Annotated in this window: 12 protein-coding genes; 8 read left to right on the forward strand and 4 right to left on the reverse strand. The window is 52.8% G+C overall.

Going from position 1 to position 20,121, the window contains the following annotated elements; all coding sequences use genetic code 11:
- The 7 genes from ACIQ2T_RS03020 to ACIQ2T_RS03050 form a co-directional block, all read left to right on the forward strand.
- Nucleotides 1–417: thiamine pyrophosphate-dependent enzyme (locus ACIQ2T_RS03020; RefSeq protein ID WP_397589509.1), on the forward strand; the 417-nt coding region annotated here is incomplete at its 5' end.
- Complete coding sequence (locus tag ACIQ2T_RS03025; RefSeq protein ID WP_397589510.1) at nt 414–1,850, forward strand: aldehyde dehydrogenase family protein; 1,437 nt, start codon at nt 414–416, stop codon at nt 1,848–1,850. The genes ACIQ2T_RS03020 and ACIQ2T_RS03025, both read left to right, overlap by 4 nt.
- Before the next feature lie 83 nt (nt 1,851–1,933).
- Complete coding sequence (gdhA, locus tag ACIQ2T_RS03030; RefSeq protein ID WP_397589511.1) at nt 1,934–3,289, forward strand: NADP-specific glutamate dehydrogenase; 1,356 nt, start codon at nt 1,934–1,936, stop codon at nt 3,287–3,289.
- Nucleotides 3,290–3,416: 127 nt separating this feature from the next.
- Complete coding sequence (locus ACIQ2T_RS03035) at nt 3,417–4,811, forward strand: multiheme c-type cytochrome (protein ID WP_397589512.1); 1,395 nt, start codon at nt 3,417–3,419, stop codon at nt 4,809–4,811.
- Between the two features lie 2 nt (nt 4,812–4,813).
- A complete protein-coding gene (locus ACIQ2T_RS03040) occupies nt 4,814–6,799 on the forward strand; it encodes a heme-binding protein (protein WP_397589513.1) in 1,986 nt (661 codons plus the stop codon).
- A complete protein-coding gene (locus ACIQ2T_RS03045) occupies nt 6,796–8,706 on the forward strand; it encodes a hypothetical protein (RefSeq protein ID WP_397589514.1) in 1,911 nt (636 codons plus the stop codon). The genes ACIQ2T_RS03040 and ACIQ2T_RS03045 overlap by 4 nt, the downstream gene beginning before the upstream one ends.
- Nucleotides 8,706–12,710 carry a multiheme c-type cytochrome gene (locus ACIQ2T_RS03050; RefSeq protein WP_397589515.1) on the forward strand — a complete coding sequence of 1,335 codons (4,005 nt, stop codon included), beginning with the start codon at nt 8,706–8,708 and terminating at the stop codon, nt 12,708–12,710. The genes ACIQ2T_RS03045 and ACIQ2T_RS03050 overlap by 1 nt, the downstream gene beginning before the upstream one ends.
- Here ACIQ2T_RS03050 and ACIQ2T_RS03055 read toward each other — a convergent pair.
- Genes ACIQ2T_RS03055 through ACIQ2T_RS03070 form a run of 4 tightly spaced genes read right to left on the reverse strand, consistent with a single transcriptional unit; the run spans nt 12,703 to nt 18,702 of the window.
- The gene (locus ACIQ2T_RS03055) at nt 12,703–13,551 is read right to left on the reverse strand and encodes a metallophosphoesterase (protein WP_397589516.1); all 849 of its coding nucleotides are present in this window, start codon (nt 13,549–13,551) and stop codon (nt 12,703–12,705) included. The genes ACIQ2T_RS03050 and ACIQ2T_RS03055 overlap by 8 nt on opposite strands.
- 15 nt (nt 13,552–13,566) lie before the next feature.
- A complete protein-coding gene (locus ACIQ2T_RS03060) occupies nt 13,567–15,369 on the reverse strand; it encodes a cytochrome c3 family protein (protein ID WP_397589517.1) in 1,803 nt (600 codons plus the stop codon).
- Nucleotides 15,370–15,376: 7 nt separating this feature from the next.
- Nucleotides 15,377–16,252, reverse strand: a complete 876-nt coding sequence (locus ACIQ2T_RS03065) for a hypothetical protein (protein ID WP_397589518.1) — start codon at nt 16,250–16,252, stop codon at nt 15,377–15,379.
- Complete coding sequence (locus ACIQ2T_RS03070) at nt 16,252–18,702, reverse strand: cyclic nucleotide-binding domain-containing protein (RefSeq protein WP_397589519.1); 2,451 nt, start codon at nt 18,700–18,702, stop codon at nt 16,252–16,254. The genes ACIQ2T_RS03065 and ACIQ2T_RS03070 overlap by 1 nt, the downstream gene beginning before the upstream one ends.
- Nucleotides 18,703–18,855: 153 nt before the next feature.
- Between ACIQ2T_RS03070 and ACIQ2T_RS03075 the strand changes: the two genes are divergently transcribed.
- Nucleotides 18,856–19,812 carry a tetratricopeptide repeat protein gene (locus ACIQ2T_RS03075; protein ID WP_397589520.1) on the forward strand — a complete coding sequence of 319 codons (957 nt, stop codon included), beginning with the start codon at nt 18,856–18,858 and terminating at the stop codon, nt 19,810–19,812.
- The last annotated feature ends 309 nt before the right edge of the window (nt 19,813–20,121 follow it).

The raw sequence follows: 20,121 nt of genomic DNA on the forward strand, positions 1-20,121 counted from the left end.
GCGGGCCTGCCGTCGGCTATGATGTCAGCGATGGTCTATCCTGATCGTAAGGTTATGGCGATTTGCGGCGATGGTGGCTTCATGATGAATAGCCAGGAGATGGAAACTGCTGTCCGGCTTGGACTTAACATCACCGTTCTAATCCTTCGCGATGACAGCTACGGAATGATCCGGTGGAAGCAGGCGAATATGGGCTTTGCCGATTGGGGGCTAACCTACGGCAACCCCGATTTCGTCAAATATGCAGATAGCTATGGAGCCAAGGGACACCGCGTCGAAAGCGCGGCGCATCTAACCGAATTACTAAAGCACTGCCGTGACACGCCAGGAGTGCATCTCATTGACTGCCCCGTTGATTATACGGAGAATGATCGTATCCTCAACGTGCAAATCAAAGAACTAAGCGCCGCATTATGAGCATGTTGAAAGACGCTTATCCGTTATATCTGAATAACAAGGCCGTGCAGTCGAACACCGACCTTGCGGTAACAGACAAATATACCGGCGAAGTTGCTTTCAGGGTGGCCTTGGCCGACAGCAAGACAATTGATGCAGGAATTGCCGGAGCCGTGAAAGCGGCTGAACCGATGGCGCAGATGGCCAGTTACGAACGCCAGAACGTCCTCATGCATTGTGTTTCGCGGTTTAAGGAGCGCTTCGACGAACTGGCTTATGCCCTATGCGTCGAGGCAGGCAAGCCGATCAAGGACAGCGAGGGTGAGGTCACCCGGCTGATTGATACCTTCCGGATTGCGGCTGAAGAATCGGTCCGGATGACCGGCGAAGTTCAGCCGCTCGATATATCCCCGCGCGCCAAAGGCTATCAGGGCATGTGGAAGCGGGTGCCTATCGGACCATGCAGCTTCATTTCGCCGTTTAACTTTCCACTAAACCTTGCGGCGCACAAGATCGCTCCTGCCATCGCCGTTGGTTGTCCGTTTGTGATGAAGCCAGCCAGCCGGACACCATTGGGCGCGATCATCATGGGCGAAATACTCGCAGAGACCGATTTGCCCGAAGGGGCGTTTTCGATTCTTCCGGCCAGCCGTGACGGCGCAGATTTGTTCACCGAAGATGACCGGCTAAAACTGCTGTCCTTCACTGGCTCTCCGGATGTGGGTTGGGCGTTGAAGGCTAAGGCGGGCAAGAAGAAGGTTGTTCTTGAACTGGGCGGCAATGCGGCGGTTATCATCGACGAAGATGCCGATCTCGATGATGCCCTGGAGCGCGTCATTTTTGGCGCATTTTATCAGTCTGGACAAAGCTGCATTGGGGTGCAGCGGATCATCATCCATGACAGCATCTACAACAAGTTCCGTGATATGCTGGTCGCTCGTGCCGGAAAACTAGTATCTGGCAATCCTCATGATCGGGAGACTTTTATTGGTCCAATGATCGATATTAAGGAAGCGGCGCGCCTTGATGGCTGGATCCAGGAAGCGATCGCAGATGGTGCGAAGTTGCTCTGTGGCGGGAAAAGGGTTGGGGCAATGCTCGAGGCCACTTTGCTCGAAGACGTTCCACGCACGGCAAAGGCAAATCGCGAAGAAGCTTTCGGACCGCTCGCCATCTTGTCACGCTTTACCGACTTTCATGCCGCACTTGACGAAGTGAACGATAGCAAATTCGGTTTACAGGCAGGTATCTTTACTCGCGATCTTTTCAAATCGCTCGACGCTTGGGACATTTTGGATGTCGGCGGCGTTGTTGTTAATGATGTGCCTAGCTACCGCGTCGACAATATGCCTTATGGCGGGGTCAAAGATTCAGGCCTCGGTCGTGAAGGAATTCGATTTGCAATGGAAGATATGACTGAAATCCGCAATTTAGTGATCCGTCGGCGCAAATAAGAAACATGTGTTACATTTTATCTATCTCGCTGTCGCTTGATAGAAGTTTACCGCTCAAATTCTAACGGAAGAGGACAAATATTATGGCATTTAATGATCATGTCGACCTACCCACATTCATGCAGGGCGTTAGCAAGCGCAACGCAGGGCAGACTGAGTTTATCCAAGCGGTGCAGGAGGTTGCGGTAGATATCTTTGACTTTATGGAAGGCAAAGAACGCTATCACAAGGAGCAGATATTGCGGCGCATCGCGGAACCCGACCGAGTTATTTCATTCCGCGTTTGCTGGGAGGATGATAACGGAAACGTGCGGGTGCAGCGCGGCTGGCGTGTGCAGAACAACAATGCAATTGGCCCATACAAAGGCGGTATCCGCTTTCACCCTTCGGTTACAGAGAGCGTGCTCAAGTTTCTGGCTTTTGAACAGACCTTCAAGAACGCGCTCACCGGTCTGCCGATGGGCGGAGGCAAGGGTGGATCAAACTTCAACCCCAAGGGTAAAAGCGATCATGAAGTGATGCGCTTTTGCCAGTCCTTCATGACGGAGCTTTACCGCCATGTGGGGGCCGATGTCGATGTACCTGCCGGCGATATCGGTGTTGGTTCCCGCGAGATTGGCTATATGTTTGGGCAATATAAGCGGATCACGAACCAGTTTACCGGCGTGTTGACCGGCAAGGGTCTGGAATATGGCGGCTCGTTGATCCGTACTGAGGCAACCGGCTATGGCGCGGTATATTTCCTCGCCAATATGCTTAAGACCAAGAATGACGATCTGGTCGGCAAAGTTGTTGTGATTTCAGGATCAGGTAATGTTGCAACCCATGCGGCCGAGAAGGTCACGATGCTGGGCGGTAAGGTGGTCACCTTGTCCGACAGCGCCGGTTTCATCCATGATCCTGATGGTATCACGCAGGAAAAAATCGATTGGATAAAGCAACTTAAGAATGTGCGGCGCGGTCGGATTAGTGAATATGTAGAGCAGTTCAAAGGGGCGACATATCATGAGGGCAAGCGTCCATGGGGCGTCCCTTGTGACGTTGCGCTTCCTTGCGCGACACAGAATGAATTGCTCGGCGATGACGCCAGGGAATTGATCAAAAACGGCTGCATTGCGGTCAGCGAAGGTGCTAATATGCCGACAAACCTCGAAGGCGTCCACGTCTTCAAGGACGCAAAAATATTGTTTGCGCCGGGCAAGGCAGCCAATGCGGGTGGCGTTGCGGTTTCTGGTCTGGAGATGAGCCAAAATTCAGGCCGCATCTCGTGGAAGGTCGAGCAGCTCCAGCAATTGCTGGTCGATATCATGGACGGCATTCATGGCAGCTGCGTCGAATATGGTCAGACCAAGGGTGGCTATTGCGACTATGTGCGTGGCGCAAATATCGCGGGCTTCAAAAAGGTGGCCGACGCCATGCTCGCATTTGGTGTAGTGTGATTGCAGCATAGTGGCAGCAAACAAAATTTGCTGCCACTATGCTTGAATATTTGATCAAAGGACCGAATTGTCGTATCGTCTGACTAAGGGTTGCGGCCTTACCGGTTTTAGAGGGAATTCAGGATCAATGGCAGAGTTTGGCAAAAGCCGTGCTTTCTTGAAGGTTATGCCGGGTGTGCTTCTTACGTTGTGCATCCTTATTCTGCTTATGGCAGTTGTCTTTCCCATTTTATCCCCTGTGCGGGCCAAAGGGGCTTCGGATAATACACATTTGGGCGTTGCCTCATGCGCTGGCTCAACCTGTCATGGCCGGTTGGAAGCCGATGGCGCAGTGGTGCGGCAGGATGAGGTTTTGCGTTGGCAGGAACCCTCATCGCCTGCCGGAAAACATAGCCAAGCCTATTCCGCCTTATTGGGCAAGCGCAGTGAGCAGATAGCCCGCAATTTGGGCATCGGCAAAGCGTCATCTGCGCCGATGTGCCTTGGTTGTCACGCCACCCCAGCCACATCGCGGGGCAACAACTTTCAGTTGACCGACGGTGTAGGTTGTGAGTCATGTCATGGTGGTGCTTCAAATTGGATTGCCAGCCATTACGCTGTTGGTGCAAGTCATGCCAATAATGTTGCGCGCGGCATGACGCCGCTAGAAAATCCAAAGGTGCACGCAGCAGTATGTCTTGACTGCCATTTTGGAAGCGCCGCCCAAGGGCAGTTTGTAAACCATCGGATCATGGCGGCAGGGCACCCGCGTATTTCGTTCGAACTCGACCTGTTTTCGTCTCTGCAGCAACATCATAATGAGGATGCCGATTATGCGGCGCGCAAGGGGCGGACCGACCATGTGCAGCTATGGGCCGTTGGACAGGCGCTTGCACTCAAACGCTCGCTTGACCTTTATGCGAGCGCCAGTCGTGGCACCGAGGGTGCATTTCCCGAATTCTACTTCTTTGATTGCCATAGTTGCCACCGTCGGATTTATGATCAAGCGGACGCAGTTAAGACTGGGGCAAACAATCCCGGACGGCCAATTCCGGAAGGTATGCCGCCATATAATGATGAAAACATGATCATGCTGTCGGCAGCTGCGCGGATAACGGCGCCAGCGTCGGCAGGGCAGTTCGATAAGGCGAGCAAGGATTTCCATGCAGCTTTGGCGCTCGACCGGAGTAGCGCAATCGCTGCGGCCAAGCGCTTATCCATCGCAGCAGATAATCTGGCGGATAATTTTGCATCGGGCAGTTTTGGCAGCAGTCAAGCTTTTGCAATCATCGAGACTATTGCAACCGAAGCCATTGCCGCGCGCCTGACAGACTATGAGGGGTCGGTGCAAGCCGTTATGGCAGTTGATACGTTGCTAAGTGCACTCGTCCGGTCCGGCAACATCACGCAAGGTGCAGCAGCTGGCATCCGTGCCAATGTAAACCGCGCTTATAACGCGGTGCGTGATCCCAACGCCTATCGTCCGTCCGAATTTCGCAGTTCGATTGGTGCCGCGGCAAGTGCAGTCAGGTCGTTGCGATAAACATGCGTAAACAAATGACCGCAATCATCACGAGCTGTTCGCTCATACTGTCGTCCTGCGGCGGCGGCGGAAGCAACGGTGACGGAAACAGCACCGGCAACAGTGCACCGCCACCTTCGCCGCCACCACCGTCCAGTGCGGCAAGACTGTATAGCGATCCTGCGCCGGAATCGCTCACGGTCACGGATGTCGAGCGGGTGATGTCGCTGGCGGTGGCGGAGGCTCAAGCGCGTAACTTGCCTTCCACCATCGCGGTGGTGGACCGTGTTGGTAATGTACTCGGCGTGTTCGTTATGAACGGAGCGAATTTGGGCCTAAAAATCCCCAATGCGCCGGGCGGGGCCTCGTCCAATACCGATCTGCAAGGTATCAATCTGCCCGCTCCGGCGGCGGTTGCCGGGGCCATCGCAAAGGCCATTACCGGCGCCTATCTGTCCAGCAGCGGCAACGCCTTTTCCACCCGCACGGCAAGCCAGATTGTCCAGCAGCATTTTCCACCTGCACCAACAACTGTGGGCCTTGAAAGCGGCCCATTATATGGCGTGCAATTCAGCCAACTCCCATGTTCGGACATGATGCAACGCTTTGGCAGTTTTGGTGCGGCAGCACTTATTGGCCCCAAGCGTTCGCCGTTGGGGCTATCTGCAGATGCGGGCGGATTTCCGCTTTACAAAAATGGAGTAGTTGTTGGCGGCATCGGGGTGATGGGCGACGGCATTTATGGTTTCGATCCGAACATCTTGGATGTCGACAATGATACTGAGGAATTTATCGCGCTGGCAGCCACGCAAGGGTTCGCGCCAGGCGAGGATATTAAGGCAGAGCGGATTAGCGTCGACGGAACACTATTGCGCTATTCTGACGCGACGACGGCCGGATTGCGTGGCGGCACCGCGCAAAGCTTTGCGACATTGAGCGGTAGCGTCGGAAATTTGGCACGGGTCCCAGGTTATTCGAGCGGCAGCATAATTGCCGGATCGGTTTTTGGTACCGAAGCATCGGGCGTCCGTGCTGCCACTACGGCGGAGTTTTCCAACCGCGACGCGTATATATTATCCGATGGATCGGGAACCAATCGTTTCCCGATACGCGCAGGAACCGACGCCGCGTCGGTTGCAGCACCGCTCAGCATTGCCGAGGCGCGGGCGTTGCTGGAAGAATCCTTCGCAACAATGAGCCGTTCTCGCGGACAAATACGCCGCCCTAACGATAGTCATGCGCAAATGACGATCAGTCTGGTTGACACGCATGGCGCAGTGCTGGGCATTGTGCGCGGTCCTGATGCGCCAGTCTTTGGTACAGATGTTTCATTGCAAAAAGCGCGAACTGCCGCGTTTTTTTCCAACCCGCGCGCGGCATCCGATTTGGCAGCAAATGCCAGTCCACAGGTTGGGACATTTCTTGTCAACGCACGGGCATTTTTCGGCAACAGCAATATTTTCACTGGCCAGCATGCTTGGACCACCCGCGCAATCAGCAATATTTCACGTCCCCATTTTCCTGACGGCGAAATTGGACGCCCTCCGGGACCATTTTCGCCTGACATTAACGGCTTTAATCCTTTTTCTACCGGACTTCAGTCCGCCTTGATTGCTGGCAACATTACTACCCATGTTGGATTTTTGCTTGGCAGAAACCCAGACACCCCCGCGCGTTGCACAACAACGCCAGATATTGCGACCGGACAAAATCGATTGCAAAATGGGATCCAGATTTTCCCAGGATCTGTGCCGGTTTATCGCGGATCGACATTGGTTGGCGCGATTGGCGTTTCGGGGGACGGTATCGATCAGGACGATATGGCCGGTTTCTTAGGCGCCAATAACGCAGGGCTGCGCGTTGGCGGCATTGGGAATGCCCCCCCTGCCATCCGCACCGATCAGATTGAAGTCACCGTGGGCGGAGCAAAAATAAGGCTGCGCTATATAGGTTGCCCCTTCGCGCCATTTCTCGACACCAGCCTCCAAAATGTGTGTCAGGGTTTATGATGGTTGCTGCCGATCTGCCACCGATATCGACAGTCGCTGCAGTGGGTATCTATAATCCGTTCGCCTCACTCGGCGTATTTTTGGAAACGTCTGCTGCGGCAGAGCGCGCAGTCAAGGCACCGCCTCCAGAAGCTAAAGCCCCATTGCCAGAGGAGCCCAAAGGCGATCCACTTGCGGATCCCGATAGTGGCATTATTGACGGCCGCAAGCGTCCTGGATATCAGCAGCGCCTGCCCGACAAAGTTACGCAAGATAATATCGGCGCGGTGCGTCCGCCTCCGCCCGAGGCATTTCCAACCGAAGAGTTTCCAATTCCGGACCGGTGGCGACTGATCCAGTCTTTAGGGCTGGTTAAGGAACGCTGGTTCGACCCCTATAATCAGAATACGTATAAAGGTGACCGCCCTATAAATCGCGCCAAAGTTCCATGGCTGCCTATCAAGGGCGATGATTGGTTTTTCATTGCGAGCGGGGTTAGCGACACCGTTGTGGAGGCGCGTACCTTTCCGATCCCGGTCGGCGTCCAGACCACAGAGCGTCCCGGCAATTTGGATATTTTTGGCAAAGACGGCAGTGAGGTATATTCGCAGACGTTTATCCTTGGCGCTGCCCTCATTAAGGGCCTAACCGCTTTCAAGCCGCCTGACATAGAATATCGCGTCGCGCTTGCCCTCAACGTCAATTATGTGAACGTACCGGAAAAACGCGTGCTGTTTGTTCAGCCCTCAAAGCCTTCGCATCGGCTCGACCATTTTCTGGGCCTACAGGAATTGTTCGTTGACTATCACGTCCGCAATACATCGGATCGTTATGACTTTGAATCAATCCGTGTCGGCATCCAGCCGTTCCAAAGCGACTTTCGAGGCTTCCTGTTCAACGACCAGCAACTGGGCATCCGCTATTTCGGCAGCCGTGATAACAACCGCTGGCAATATAATCTGGGCGCGTTCTGGCGACTGGAAAAGGACACCAATTCCGGTTTGAACAGCGTTGTGCAGCAACCCCGCAATGACTGGGTTTTCATCGGAAATCTATACCGGCAGGATATGCCATTCCCCGGTCTGACCAGCCAAATTACAGCCGTCTACAATATGAATCGTGAGAAAAATCGGGTCGAAATTGATGACAATGGCTTTCCGGTCCGACCTGCGTTGCTTGGCAATTTGCGTGGCCGGAATTACGACGTTGTCTATCTCGGCTATAATGCGGATGGCCGGATTGGACGGGTCAATCTAACTGCATCAATTTATGGCGCGTTCGGTACCGATAGTCAAAATTTCTTCACAGGCCAAAAGGGTAAAATTCGCGCCGGTTTTGCGGCTGCTGAGGCCAGCTACGACCTCGACTGGATGCGTTTCCGGTTGTCGGGCCTCTACGCCAGCGGTGACAAAGATCCGTTTGATAATAAGGAAACTGGCTTCGACGCGATATTTGAAAATCCGATTTTTGCCGGAGCCGACACAAGCTACTGGATACGCCAGACAATACCCTTTGCCGGCGGCGGCCGCGCAATCAGCATCAACGGCCGCAATGGCATATTAAATTCGCTGCGCTCGTCCAAAGAACAAGGCCAGTCGAATTTCAACAATCCTGGCACGATATTGCTTGGCGCGGGGGCCGATTTTGATCTGACGCCGACGGTGCGGTTGTCAGCAAACGCCAACTATTTGTGGTTCGAAAATACATCAAATCTTAGAGTACTCCGTTCTGAGGGTAGCATTCCAAAAGATATCGGTTGCGACCTGTCAGCAGCAGCTATATGGCGACCCAAAGCTACGCAGAACATCGTTTTTCGGTTGTCGGCTGCCACGTTGTTACCCGGCAAAGGATTTAAAGACTTGTTTACAAACCGACCGCGCGACAAGCAATATTACTCGCTGCTCGCCAACGTGATATTAACCTACTGATGCGCGCCGATTTGGTCTTGAACCGTAACCGGATTTGGACAGTCATTTTACTGCTGCTATGTTGCGTGTTTGCAGCCTCATTGGCCTATGCTGCGGACAAGGAAAAGCCAGTTGAGCGCATCTACCCGACCTTTCCCCCTGCACCGCGTACGCAAGAAGCGTCAGATGTGCTGGCAAAATCATCGGGCTGCTATTCATGTCATATCCAAACCGACGCGCCGACCATGCACAGCTCGCCAGCCGTGCAACTAGGTTGCGTTGATTGTCATGGTGGCGATCCAAAAGTCATGGGTGATTCCAACCTGAAACATGATGACCCAGCCTATGTCGCAGCGCGTGACAAGGCACACGTCCTTCCCAAATATCCAAAAAGCTGGCATTTTCCTTCGTCTGCCAATCCCAAACGCAGCTACACCTTGTTGAACCAAGAAAGCCCAGAATTTATCCGGTTCAACAACCCAACTGATTACCGCGTCGTGCGAGAATCCTGCGGTGCATGCCATATGGAAGTGATCGAAGCAGGGGAGCGTTCACTGATGGCAACAGGTGCGATGCTCTGGGGTGGGGCTGCGTATAACAACGGTATTTTGCCCTACAAAAATTATGTTACTGGTGAGGCGTATACCAAGCACGGCGAAGCGGCGAAAATTATGTCACCTGGAAGCCCCGTTGGAACAGTGACAGAGGAACAGAAAAAACGTGGCGCGCTGGCCGAGCTTTATCCACTGCCGATGTGGACAGTTGTGCCTCCCGGCGATGTGTTCCGTGTATTTGAACGCGGCGGGCGCAATGTGAATACGCAGTTTGCCGAAGTTGGATTACCCAACCCAACTGGCAGCATACAACGGTTAGAAGAGCCGGGGCGTCCCGATCTCAAACAATCCAACCGCGGTCCAGCTACCGGTTTGCGTGTCGCGATTCCCATTCTCAACATACACAAAACTCGGCTCAACGACCCCTTCACGTGGTTTATGGGGACAAATGATCAGCCGGGTGATTATCGCCACTCAGGCTGTGCGGCCTGTCACGTCATCTACGCTAACGATCGGGAACCTAGACACAGCCTAGGCTATTCACAATATGGCCGCGACGGACAGACGCAGACAATCGATCCGACCATTGCCAACAAGATGGAGCCAGCTGATCATGATGACAAAGGCCACGGCGCTGTGAAAGATCCCGGCCATGATGAAGGACCGATCAAGGAAAAAGGCCACCCCCTGCGTCATATATTTACCCGCGCCATCCCAACATCGCAGTGCATGAATTGCCACATGCATCAGCCCAATATCTTCCTGAACAGTTACCTCGGTTACACGATGTGGGATTACGAATCCGATGCGCCTTCAATGTGGCCGCAGAAGCAGAAATATCCGACAGCCGCAGAAAAGTTCAAAGTTCTCGACCGCAATCCCGAGGCCGCCGCACCCAAAGGCAAATGGTCTGATCTTGATTTCTTGCGTAATGTGTATGATCTCAATTCCAACCTGAAAGATACACAGTTTGCCGACTATCATGGCCATGGTTGGAATTTCCGCGGCATCTTCAAACGTGACCGTGAGGGCAATCTGCTTGATGCAGATGGCAAGATAGTGGCGCCTGACGATCCTGAAAAATGGCGCAAAAAGGGTGAGGGCAAATTTGTTGAACCTGGAGTAAATCCCGGCAAGACGGTGCATATGATGGATATTCATGCCGAAAAAGGGCTGCAATGCGCAGACTGCCATTTCGCGCAGGATAGCCATGGCAATGGATTGATCTATGCGGAGGTCGCCAATGCTGTCGAGATAGGCTGCAAAGATTGTCACGGCACTGCCGACGCTTACCCTACGCTGCTGACATCTGGTCCGGCTGCGCGCCCACAGGGTAATAATCTCGCGTTGCTCCGCAATGCCGATGGTCGGCGTCGTTTCGAATGGCTGTTTGAACCCGATGGCAGTCGCAAGCTAATGCAGAGGTCTATCGTTGATCCCAAGCTAGAATGGGAAGTCAGCCTAGTTAAAGACAGCATGAACCCCGGAAGTGGGCATTTCAATGCTAAAGCAGCGCGCGCCAAGCTTATGGGACGCGTGGGCAAGGAAACTGGCGACTATAAATATGGACTTGATGTCCCCGTAGACGAACGCGCCCACGGTGACGATAAAATGACATGTTTCACCTGCCATCTTTCATGGACCACGAGTTGCGGCGGATGCCATTTGCCAATTGAGGCCAATTGGAAAACCAAAACGCATAAATATGAGGAAGAAGAGACACGCAATTTCGCGACCTATAACCCGCAGGTTACCCGTGAAGATATGTTCCAGCTCGGGCGGCATCAGACGACCAAGGGCAATATGATCGCACCCGTTCGGTCTACTTCTGCGCTGGTCCTGTCGTCAACGAACGTCAACCGCGAGCGCATCTATATCCAACAGCCGCCCATCAGCTCGATCGGATTTTCCAGCCAAGCCTTTGCTCCGCATTTCCCACACACGGTCAGAAAAACTGAAACGAAGCAGTGTACCGATTGCCATTTGTCAGCAACTGGAGACAATAACGCCATCATGGCGCAGTTAATGCTGTTGGGCACAAACTATGTAAACTTTCTCGGTTTGAACGCGTGGGTCGGATTGGAAGGCGGCTTTGAAGCAGTGCGTGTTACCGAGTGGGACGAGCCGCAGGCAGTGATAGGCTCTTATCTTCAGCGCTATGCTTATCCGGATTATTACAAGCTACACGTGGACCAAAATGGACGCGAGCTAAAAAACTGGGTGCGCGGCAAGAAATTTGACAAAAATCTTTCGGGTGAAACCGACGCGGAAGAGGAGTTCGCCAACATTGTTCAAGGTACCGGCGACAAAGTTGGCTGCCTGCAACTGCGGGGTGAATATATGTATGTGGCGCAGGGAAATCGTGGTTTTCAGGTTTATGACGTTGCCTCGATTGCCAATAAGGGCTTTTCCGAACGGATCTTGTCAGGACCGTTTTCCAAACTTGGCCACAACACGCAGATCAAATCGAAGAACGCGACTTGTATGGCGCTGGCAACCAACCAGCCGATCAGCCCATTGCGCAACACACCCGAAATGCGTGAAGCCAATCAGGAGCAGGCATTCCACCCCATCTATAATTTTGCGGTTATTACCGATAGCGTCGAAGGGCTTATCCTTGTCGATGTTAACACAATGGCTGATGGGGAGTTCCGCAATAATTTCCTAAAGCGTGCGGTGACTTGGAACGATCAAGGCGTGTTGAAAGGTGCGCGTCATATTACGCTTGCGGGACATTATGCTTATGTGACCGCCGATGTCGGGCTGGTGGTCGTAGATCTCGATAACCCAATGCGGCCAAAAACAACGGCTGTGATTAAACTTAACGATGCGCGCGCGTCAGCGATCCAATTCCGCTATCTTTGGGTCAGTGATGCGGAGGGCGTAAAGTTATTTGACGTCACAAAGTTGGCCGAACCAGTAGCCGTGCCGCAAGGCACCATCGCGCTGGCCAATGCCCGTAAACTCTATGTCGCGCGCACATATCTATATATTGCCGCCAAGCAGGATGGCTTGGTCATCGTCAATGTCACAAAACCCGCAGCGCCGTTGATATATCTCAGAGAAACATTTGGCGGGCAGTTGTCGGACGCCGAAGATGTTGTTGTGGGCTCCACCAACGCCTCGGCTTTCGCGTATGTCGCCGACGGCAAAAACGGTATGAAGGTTATCCAACTAACTTCTCCGTCGACCCAGCCCAATTATTATGGCTTTTCACCTGCGCCAAAACCGGAACTGATTGCGTGGGCAAAAACGCCTTGGCCAGCTCATGCCATTTCCAAGGGTATCGACCGTGACCGTGCCGTAGATGAAAGCGGAAAACAGATTGCGGTGTTTGGCAGGCTGGGTTCGCGGCCATTTACTCGGGCGGAAATGGAGAAGCTTTTCCTTAACAGCCTTGGCAAGCCCTACATGGTAACTGACGAAGCGAAGGTCACCAACTGGCGGCCGCCCTTGAAATTACCTAATTAGGGCGCTCGCCAATCAACTGTTTGATGAGCGGCTGTAAATTGACATCATATTTAGCCAGCATGGCATGGTCGCCTGCATTGTCAAAATGCGACACAAGTTCCCGTCCGTTCCAGAAGTGCAGCGCATAAGCCGGCTGATCGGCGATAATCATGGGACGGTTGTCTGGCTTTTCCGGATCAATCGGGTTCAAGTCCAACGTCACTTGCGCCGCGGTTGAGGAACATATCGCAACGGCCGTCCCCTGCCACGGCACAGCAACTGATCTGTGGACATGGCCGCACATTATTCCCTTTATATTAGGGGCGTCCTGAATGGCGTTCGTGAAGTTGCTGACCCATTGCTCTTCAGCATAGGTATTCATCCACGCGATGCCGATTTCGACAGGTGGATGATGCATGCCAATAATGGTCGGAGTGTCACGGTCTTGTGCAAGTGTCGTTCGAAGCCATTTCGCGCGCGTGTCACAAAAAGCACCGCCGTGACGCCCCTCTTCCAGAGTGTCGAGTATTAGTATCCGAACACCGCCTGCTTCCAACGCATATTGCACGAAACCATCTGCGACAGGAAGTTCAGGAAATTGCGCGGTAAAATTGCTTCGGATATCATGATTGCCAAGACACATATGAACTGGAAAACTACAGATGCTAAACGCATTGGCCAACTGCCTATAGCTTGCAGCATCACCATGTTCAGTCAGATCACCTGTGGCAATGAGCATGTTGGGTCGATTGGGACCATCGTTCAAATGCCGCAAAACCTGATCAAGGCGCTGGCGGTTGAACTCGCCAGGATTATCCTTCTCAAAGCCCAAATGGATGTCCGTAACCTGAGCGATTAACACAGCAAATCCTTCATTCTATTTGCGTGCCTTGTCATTCTCTATTCTGGTTTTGCTAAGATCCCGTTTACGCGTCATATCAAATTTCGGCACCCATGGCGCACCTTCATCCGTATGGAAACTATGGCACATTGCACAACTTGAAGGCACATCTGCGTTGGACGCCTCACCGCCGTGGCAAGTTCGGCACGTCTTGATGCCGGGCAGCAACAATTCGCTGGCACTGCCAGATGTTTTTGCCGCGTGGCAAGATGAGCAGGTTTCAGTGTCATGCGCCGCATGGTCGAACCAGCCCTTCATCATATAACGCGATGTTTGATAGACCTTTTGCACCTGCCAATTGTCTGAACCGGCAGGTGGCTCGATTACCGTATGGCAGTCATAGCATGCACCACCCTTTGAAAAGACCGAGCGGATGGCGCTGTCGGCGCGGCTATAATTCACACTTCCAAAATAGGCATAATATGGCTGGCTGCTGGCATAGCCCCCGGGGCGTTTGCGTCCTTCCATGACTTGCTGCGTACGCACACGGTAAGGGCCACCTGCTCGATAGAAGGCACGTATGTCAGCAACGACCATTTTTGGATTGCCGTGGCGCAGCGTTCGGACCGTGTCGCCGATCTTTTCAATACCCAGACTGTGACACATCGCGCAACTCTGCTCCATATCGATTGGCTGGAACTGAACGCCATCGGGGGTCTTTACATGGCAATCCTTGCAATCAAGCGCCTGACCAAAACCAAATTGCTTACCCATCCCCCCAGCCATACGCGCGACACCATTCGTCTTCGACAGATGCACATTGTGCGGGAATTTCAATCCGCTATCTTCCACTGGCTTTTGATCGAGCGATATCCGCTCTCGTTTCGGTGGAGAGCCGTTCGCCGTTATCACCTCTGGCTTGAATTGGGGATGCGCAGTGCCGAAATCACCCGCATTGGCAATCTTGGTGTCGGTCAGCCGCTTGTCCATATCGGTATGGCAGCTACTGCAAAATTGCTGCTTGGTATCTTCCATTGGTCCAGCGCCTTCATGCTCGGTATGGCATTCAACGCAGCGACCCTCGGGACGGTTAAAACCATCAGCGATTTTACGCGATATTTTTCCATCCCAATTCAGCGGAGCTTTGGCAAGCTTAAGCCTTTTGGGATCGGCATGGTCGTGGACATCGTCATGGCAAGCGACACAGGAACTATCCGGCACCGCAACAAATGCTTCGGTATGGCAAGACTGGCAATCCATTCCCAATCCGGCATGCGACGACGATAGCGACCCGCTGCTCCACAGACTGTCAGCATGAAAGCCCGCCGGACGCTTTTCCAAGTTTTGATAATTGTAAAATGTCTGGATGGGCCAAAACAGAAGTGCCAACAGAATAATGATCGACAATGCCCAGGCCATTTGCCGTCTACTGGGCATTAGAGCCCGTAACGTGAACAGGCCAATTTCATCCTTTTCCTGGGTCGAGTCCGACAGCACTTCGATGCGTTCTGCGGTAATGACGACTACGTTATCTTCGACAGAAATGACCAACAAATGGCTGCCAAAGCGCAGCTCAGCGCCACCCGCCGGGTCAATAATCGCTTGCGACGTCTTGCTACCATCTACCTCAAAACCGTTCCCAGCGAGCGCCACAACGTCAAGCTTGCCATTTTCCTGCAACGTCAGCCGGGCATGGCGCAGTTCAACGGCCAAATCGGCGAGGTGGATTTCGCACGACGCGTCACGGCCAATTATAATCTCACGCACATCATGCGGATAAGCACGGATAATTTCCCGGTCATCGGAGGTGCGCGATATTTGGCGGATAAGAAAGCTCATGCTACAATCACCAGTAGAAAAAGACGCTAACGATATGGGCGACAAGCGCGGCAATGAGCGCGAATGTCAGCGGCACGTGCAAATAGAGCCATATTTCGAGCATGGACTTTAACTGCAAATGCTTTCGTGTCCGCGCTAGGATCGCCCTTTTGCGTCCCAAAAGCGAGCCCACTTTCTCCAAAGGATCATCCTTGCCCCCCGGCTGACTTCCCATGATAAGCAGAATTTCGTCATGCGCCTTGCGCGTCTTGCAAGTGGGGTAACGATTAGCCATCCTGCGGATAATGCCGCCACCAAACGGATCTTGGTCGAGCGAACTTCGCACAAGTTCGGCATGGTTTTGATCAAGCGGTTGCGCTGCGTCATGAAGCTGCCGGTCAATCGACCGCAAAGAAGCAAGCATTTGTGCCTCGGTCGTCTGGTCGCGATTGGCGCTCATAACCCTCGGCAAGGTTGCGTAGACGGAAATGCCCCAGACACCCGACAAGATAACAATCATCATTAATACGTAAGCGAGTGTGTGGACGTTCCATCCAAGTTGGAACCCTGTGTGCAGCGTCCCGATCACAATCAGGCTAAGCCCAAGATAGACATGCGCCGAAGTCCATGCCTTTAGGGACCAATGGCCGCGCGACATCTTGCGTTTGCGAATACCTATTAGACTGAGCCACAAGATTATCAGGACGCCAATAGTACCCAATGTGTAGCCGAGCCAGCTGCCGCCATTGTGGCGCGGCTGGACATCAATCAAAAGATAACTGACTATGGCCAAGAGCGAAATTATAGTTGCGATTTTTAGCCAGCGAAAATTCTCATGGCGCAAGAACCCCTCATGCGTCCCGTCGCTCCGCACTCGCCCGGACTGTGCTGCCTGCCGAGCCATCAGCCGGCCTCGCCTTCAAGTCTCGCGACCGTCAGAAACTTCTCGGGGGATACGCGTATCGCTGCGCCAGTGGGGCAGGCCCTCACACAAGCAGGGCCGCCATCAATGCCAGAACACATATCGCACTTAATTGCCTTCTTGGGCTTAGCTACATTGGGGTCAGCATTTTTATAAGACCATTTCTTACTCGGCTCGCCTGGCCCCGGCCCCATACCCAACATCATCCAACTTAGTAATCCGGGCTTTTTCGGTGGCTCGGCCTCCATCCGGATAACGCCGTAAGGGCAGTTGCGCTGGCAATTGCCACACCCAATGCAGGTATCGTCAATGAATACCTCGCCATCGGGACCGCGGTGAATGGCATTGGGAGGGCAATCTGCCATACAATGCGGATGTTCGCAGTGACGACATGACGTGGGCACATGAAGATGCGCATACGTCCGACCCGCCTCGCGGTCTAAGCGTGACAAACCCTCATGACTGTCGGCACAAGCTTTTTCACAGTTATCGCATCCAACGCATAGACTTTCGTCTATCAACAGCACATCGGTCGCTTCACCCATTCCGTTCTCAACAAGGAAATTGGCAACGTTGGAATACATATCGACGACGCTGGAAAAACTATCTTTCTTGGCTTCGATAAATGCGTTGAGGTCTTGCCGCGATGCCATGTCTGATTTGATCCGCGCCAGCAGTTCCGGTTTCATCTCCAGCAGTGCTTTGAACGCAGCGCCGTCGAGTTTGATGACTTCGGATTTGACCGCTGCTTTAACAGTAGCGGTTCGGCGGGTATTTCCGATCAGCGCCATTTCGCCGACATAGGACCCCGCGGGAAGATAGGACAGAAATACCTGTTTCCCGGCGACCTTCCTTTCAACGATCATAGAGCCTTGGCGGATGATGAAAATGTCATCGCCTTCATCGCCTTCGGTAATTACCGACTTACCCGCGCTCACTGTCTGGATTTCGCTATTGTCCAATACTTCATTCAAATCTGACGAAACAAGTCCGGACCCGAAAAGCTGGAGCAATTGGCGTTCGGTTGCGATGCGTTCAATTGCACGCTTGGCTGCGGGCACCGAACTCTGCAACTTCAGCGCGGCAGTGCGCGAGATTTCAACGCAGATAGAATCCTCGCCAGCGCGGATCGTAGCCCCGCGCCGCCGACCCGAAATCAATCCGACTTCTCCGAAGATTAAGCCGGTGTTGATAGGAACAATTTTGGTCGGATCATTTGCGTCGATCAATACCTCGACCGAACCGCTAGCGATGGAAAACAAAGATGACCCGGGATCGTTACGTTCAAAAATCGTTTCTCCGCCTCGGTAAAATCGCGCTTCGGAATCGAGCATAAACTCACGCATTTGCAACGGCGTCAGGCCGTTCAATATCGTGATATTGGACCGCATAAATTCAAGCCATTCCTCGACACTTTTGCGACCTGGCAAATCTTTGAACTTGGCCTCGAGGATTGGCTCATCTGCTGGTTTCAATGCATTATTACCATTGATGAATTCAACAACATCATAGCCCTGGTTCATGCAATGCTTAATCAGCGGATAGCCTGCCAGAGCGCCGATGACGTAGATACCCTGCTTAGTTGATTCAAAGGAAGGCGACAATTTTGGAAATGCAACACGGTCTTCGCTGGTAAACTCCACGCCACAACTCTCGATGAATTTACGCGGCGGTGCCGACCCCATACGCGCGATAATCCGATCGCACTTCACCTTTGCTTCGCCATCTGGCGTATCATAGGTGATAAATCCAGGCTCAACCAGCGTGGGCGTTGTGCCCGTCCGTACAATCACCCGACCGGTATCGCGCGCAGCGATTAAGGCTTTAATATTGGCATCTTTGGCGGTTGTAAACTCTGCGTTCCGGTTCACAATTGTAACCGTGTTGCGTTGCTCAGGATCCGCCGCGAGACCCAGCGCGTTCTCTATACCGGCATCACCCGCGCCGATCACGGCAATATGTTCGTCGATATAGGCGCCAGGGTCATCAAGTGTATATTGGATATGGGATAACCCGCCGCCATCGCAACGCATCAAATTGGGGTTCCCTTGCGTCCCGATGGCAAGGATGACGGTTTCCGCTTCGATGACGGCGCCGTCGGTCATCTGCAAACTGAAACTGCCCTGCTCTCCTTCAATCGCTTTGACCTCTGAATGGTAGCGGACATTAACCTTGTGGTCGCCGGCTTGACTGTCCCAAGTATCAAGTATGAATTCACGCTTCCCTGCGTCAAAGTCGACATCGGACCGCAGGACCAGTTGGCTGGGCGTCGCCATGACATGCTTGCCCTTTTGATACTTATAAATGGTGTCAGAAAGGTGATCGGTCTTTTCAAGCAACACATGCGTCAGACCTAAGACAGCAGCGCGCGAGGCAGCGCTCAGTCCGGCCGGGCCAGACCCAATGATTGCAACGCGATATTGTGTTGTCACGCCCTTATTCCCCCATCATGACCAAACTGGCGATTTTACCCTCGGACGAGGCAGTGATACGTAACCTAGCTAATTTCCATTTACTTATTAACGATACTTTACCAACTCTTACAAATAGTGCTACCCCCTATTTGATTTTAAATTAGGACATTTATGACCGAAACAGTTGAAACATCGAAAATTCCAAGGGCCGTTCTCTTGGGCGCCCTCGTCATTTTCATCATAGCCATTGCCTTCGGCGTGTCACGCAACTTTGGCAGCGAGGGCAAACTAAACTCTGCTCCGGACCTAAAGGGCATTAGTGCGAATGCAGCCGGACCTGATGCCGTAATCGCTTCGCTGGAAGAACGAACGCGCAAGGATCCAGGTGATGTGGAGGCATGGCAGTTACTTGGTTGGTCTTACTTCGAAAATGGCAGATATCTTGATTCGGCCAATGCTTACGGCAAGGCAACTAAACTAGAGCCAGCTCGCGCAGTATATTGGTCATCGCTTGGCGAGTCTTTGGTGATGGCCGACGAAAGCAACCCAATGCCAAAAGCAGCCAAAGCCGCCTTTGATAAAGCTATAATACTTGACCCAAAAGATCCACGATCCCGCTATTTTCTTGCCGTCAGTAAAGATTTGGATGGCGATCACAAAGGCGCGATCAACGATTGGTTGGAGTTATTGAAAGACACTCCGAAGGATGCTCCTTGGGAAGGCGACCTTATCCGGACCGTCGAGCAAGTCGGAAAAATTCACAAAATCGATATTACAAAAAGTTTGGCAAGCGCCCAAAAAATACGGGCAAGCGACTTATCGGGAACCCTAAAAAGCATTGCGGCAGCTCCCATACCTGGACCGAGCAAAACAGATATGGCGCAAGCGGCCAAGCTGCCGCCCGGCCAACAACAGCAAATGGTTACGTCAATGGTAGAAGGACTGGAAACTAAGCTTGCGAACAATCCTAAAAACGTAGACGGTTGGATCATGCTGATGCGTAGCCGCATTACATTGGGTGAAACGGCTAAGGCAAAGGCAGCACTTACAAAGTCAATCGCTGCAAATCCGGAAGCGCAAAGCAAGCTGCTGAGGGAAGCTAAAATACTCGGTGTTCCGGGCACTTAACTTCGGCGGAGCAGCAACGGTTAACGACCTTACAGAAGCCCTGAGGCCAGCGAATTCAGACCTTACCAGAATAAGCGCGCCTGATTCGAGGTGTTTTGTTTGCTGCCACCGCCCCTTACTTTACAACACTTTACAACACTTTACAACACTTTACAGTAGGCTCTGACACCAGTAATGAAGACCAATCGAGTGACAACGCGTTACGGCGAATGTTGTAACGATTTCCTGAGAGTGAAATATTTATTTTTTTTCGAGCATTTTTTTCGGCTTTCTTAATTGTGTGGGCACATTCTGCCGCACTCGCTTCGA

The organism is Sphingorhabdus sp. (assembly GCF_044357595.1).
GTDB lineage: Bacteria > Pseudomonadota > Alphaproteobacteria > Sphingomonadales > Sphingomonadaceae > Sphingorhabdus_B.

Excerpts from the sequence above, each read along its gene's own strand:
- ACIQ2T_RS03035 (WP_397589512.1), top strand. The coding sequence starts at position 3,417 with ATGGCAGAGTTTGGCAAAAGCCGTGCTTTCTTGAAGGTTATGCCGGGT.
- ACIQ2T_RS03050 (WP_397589515.1), top strand. The coding sequence starts at position 8,706 with ATGCGCGCCGATTTGGTCTTGAACCGTAACCGGATTTGGACAGTCATT.
- ACIQ2T_RS03060 (WP_397589517.1), bottom strand. The coding sequence starts at position 15,369 with ATGAGCTTTCTTATCCGCCAAATATCGCGCACCTCCGATGACCGGGAA.
- ACIQ2T_RS03025 (WP_397589510.1), top strand. The coding sequence starts at position 414 with ATGAGCATGTTGAAAGACGCTTATCCGTTATATCTGAATAACAAGGCC.
- ACIQ2T_RS03045 (WP_397589514.1), top strand. The coding sequence starts at position 6,796 with ATGATGGTTGCTGCCGATCTGCCACCGATATCGACAGTCGCTGCAGTG.
- ACIQ2T_RS03065 (WP_397589518.1), bottom strand. The coding sequence starts at position 16,252 with ATGGCTCGGCAGGCAGCACAGTCCGGGCGAGTGCGGAGCGACGGGACG.
- ACIQ2T_RS03075 (WP_397589520.1), top strand. The coding sequence starts at position 18,856 with ATGACCGAAACAGTTGAAACATCGAAAATTCCAAGGGCCGTTCTCTTG.
- ACIQ2T_RS03040 (WP_397589513.1), top strand. The coding sequence starts at position 4,814 with ATGCGTAAACAAATGACCGCAATCATCACGAGCTGTTCGCTCATACTG.
- gdhA (WP_397589511.1), top strand. The coding sequence starts at position 1,934 with ATGGCATTTAATGATCATGTCGACCTACCCACATTCATGCAGGGCGTT.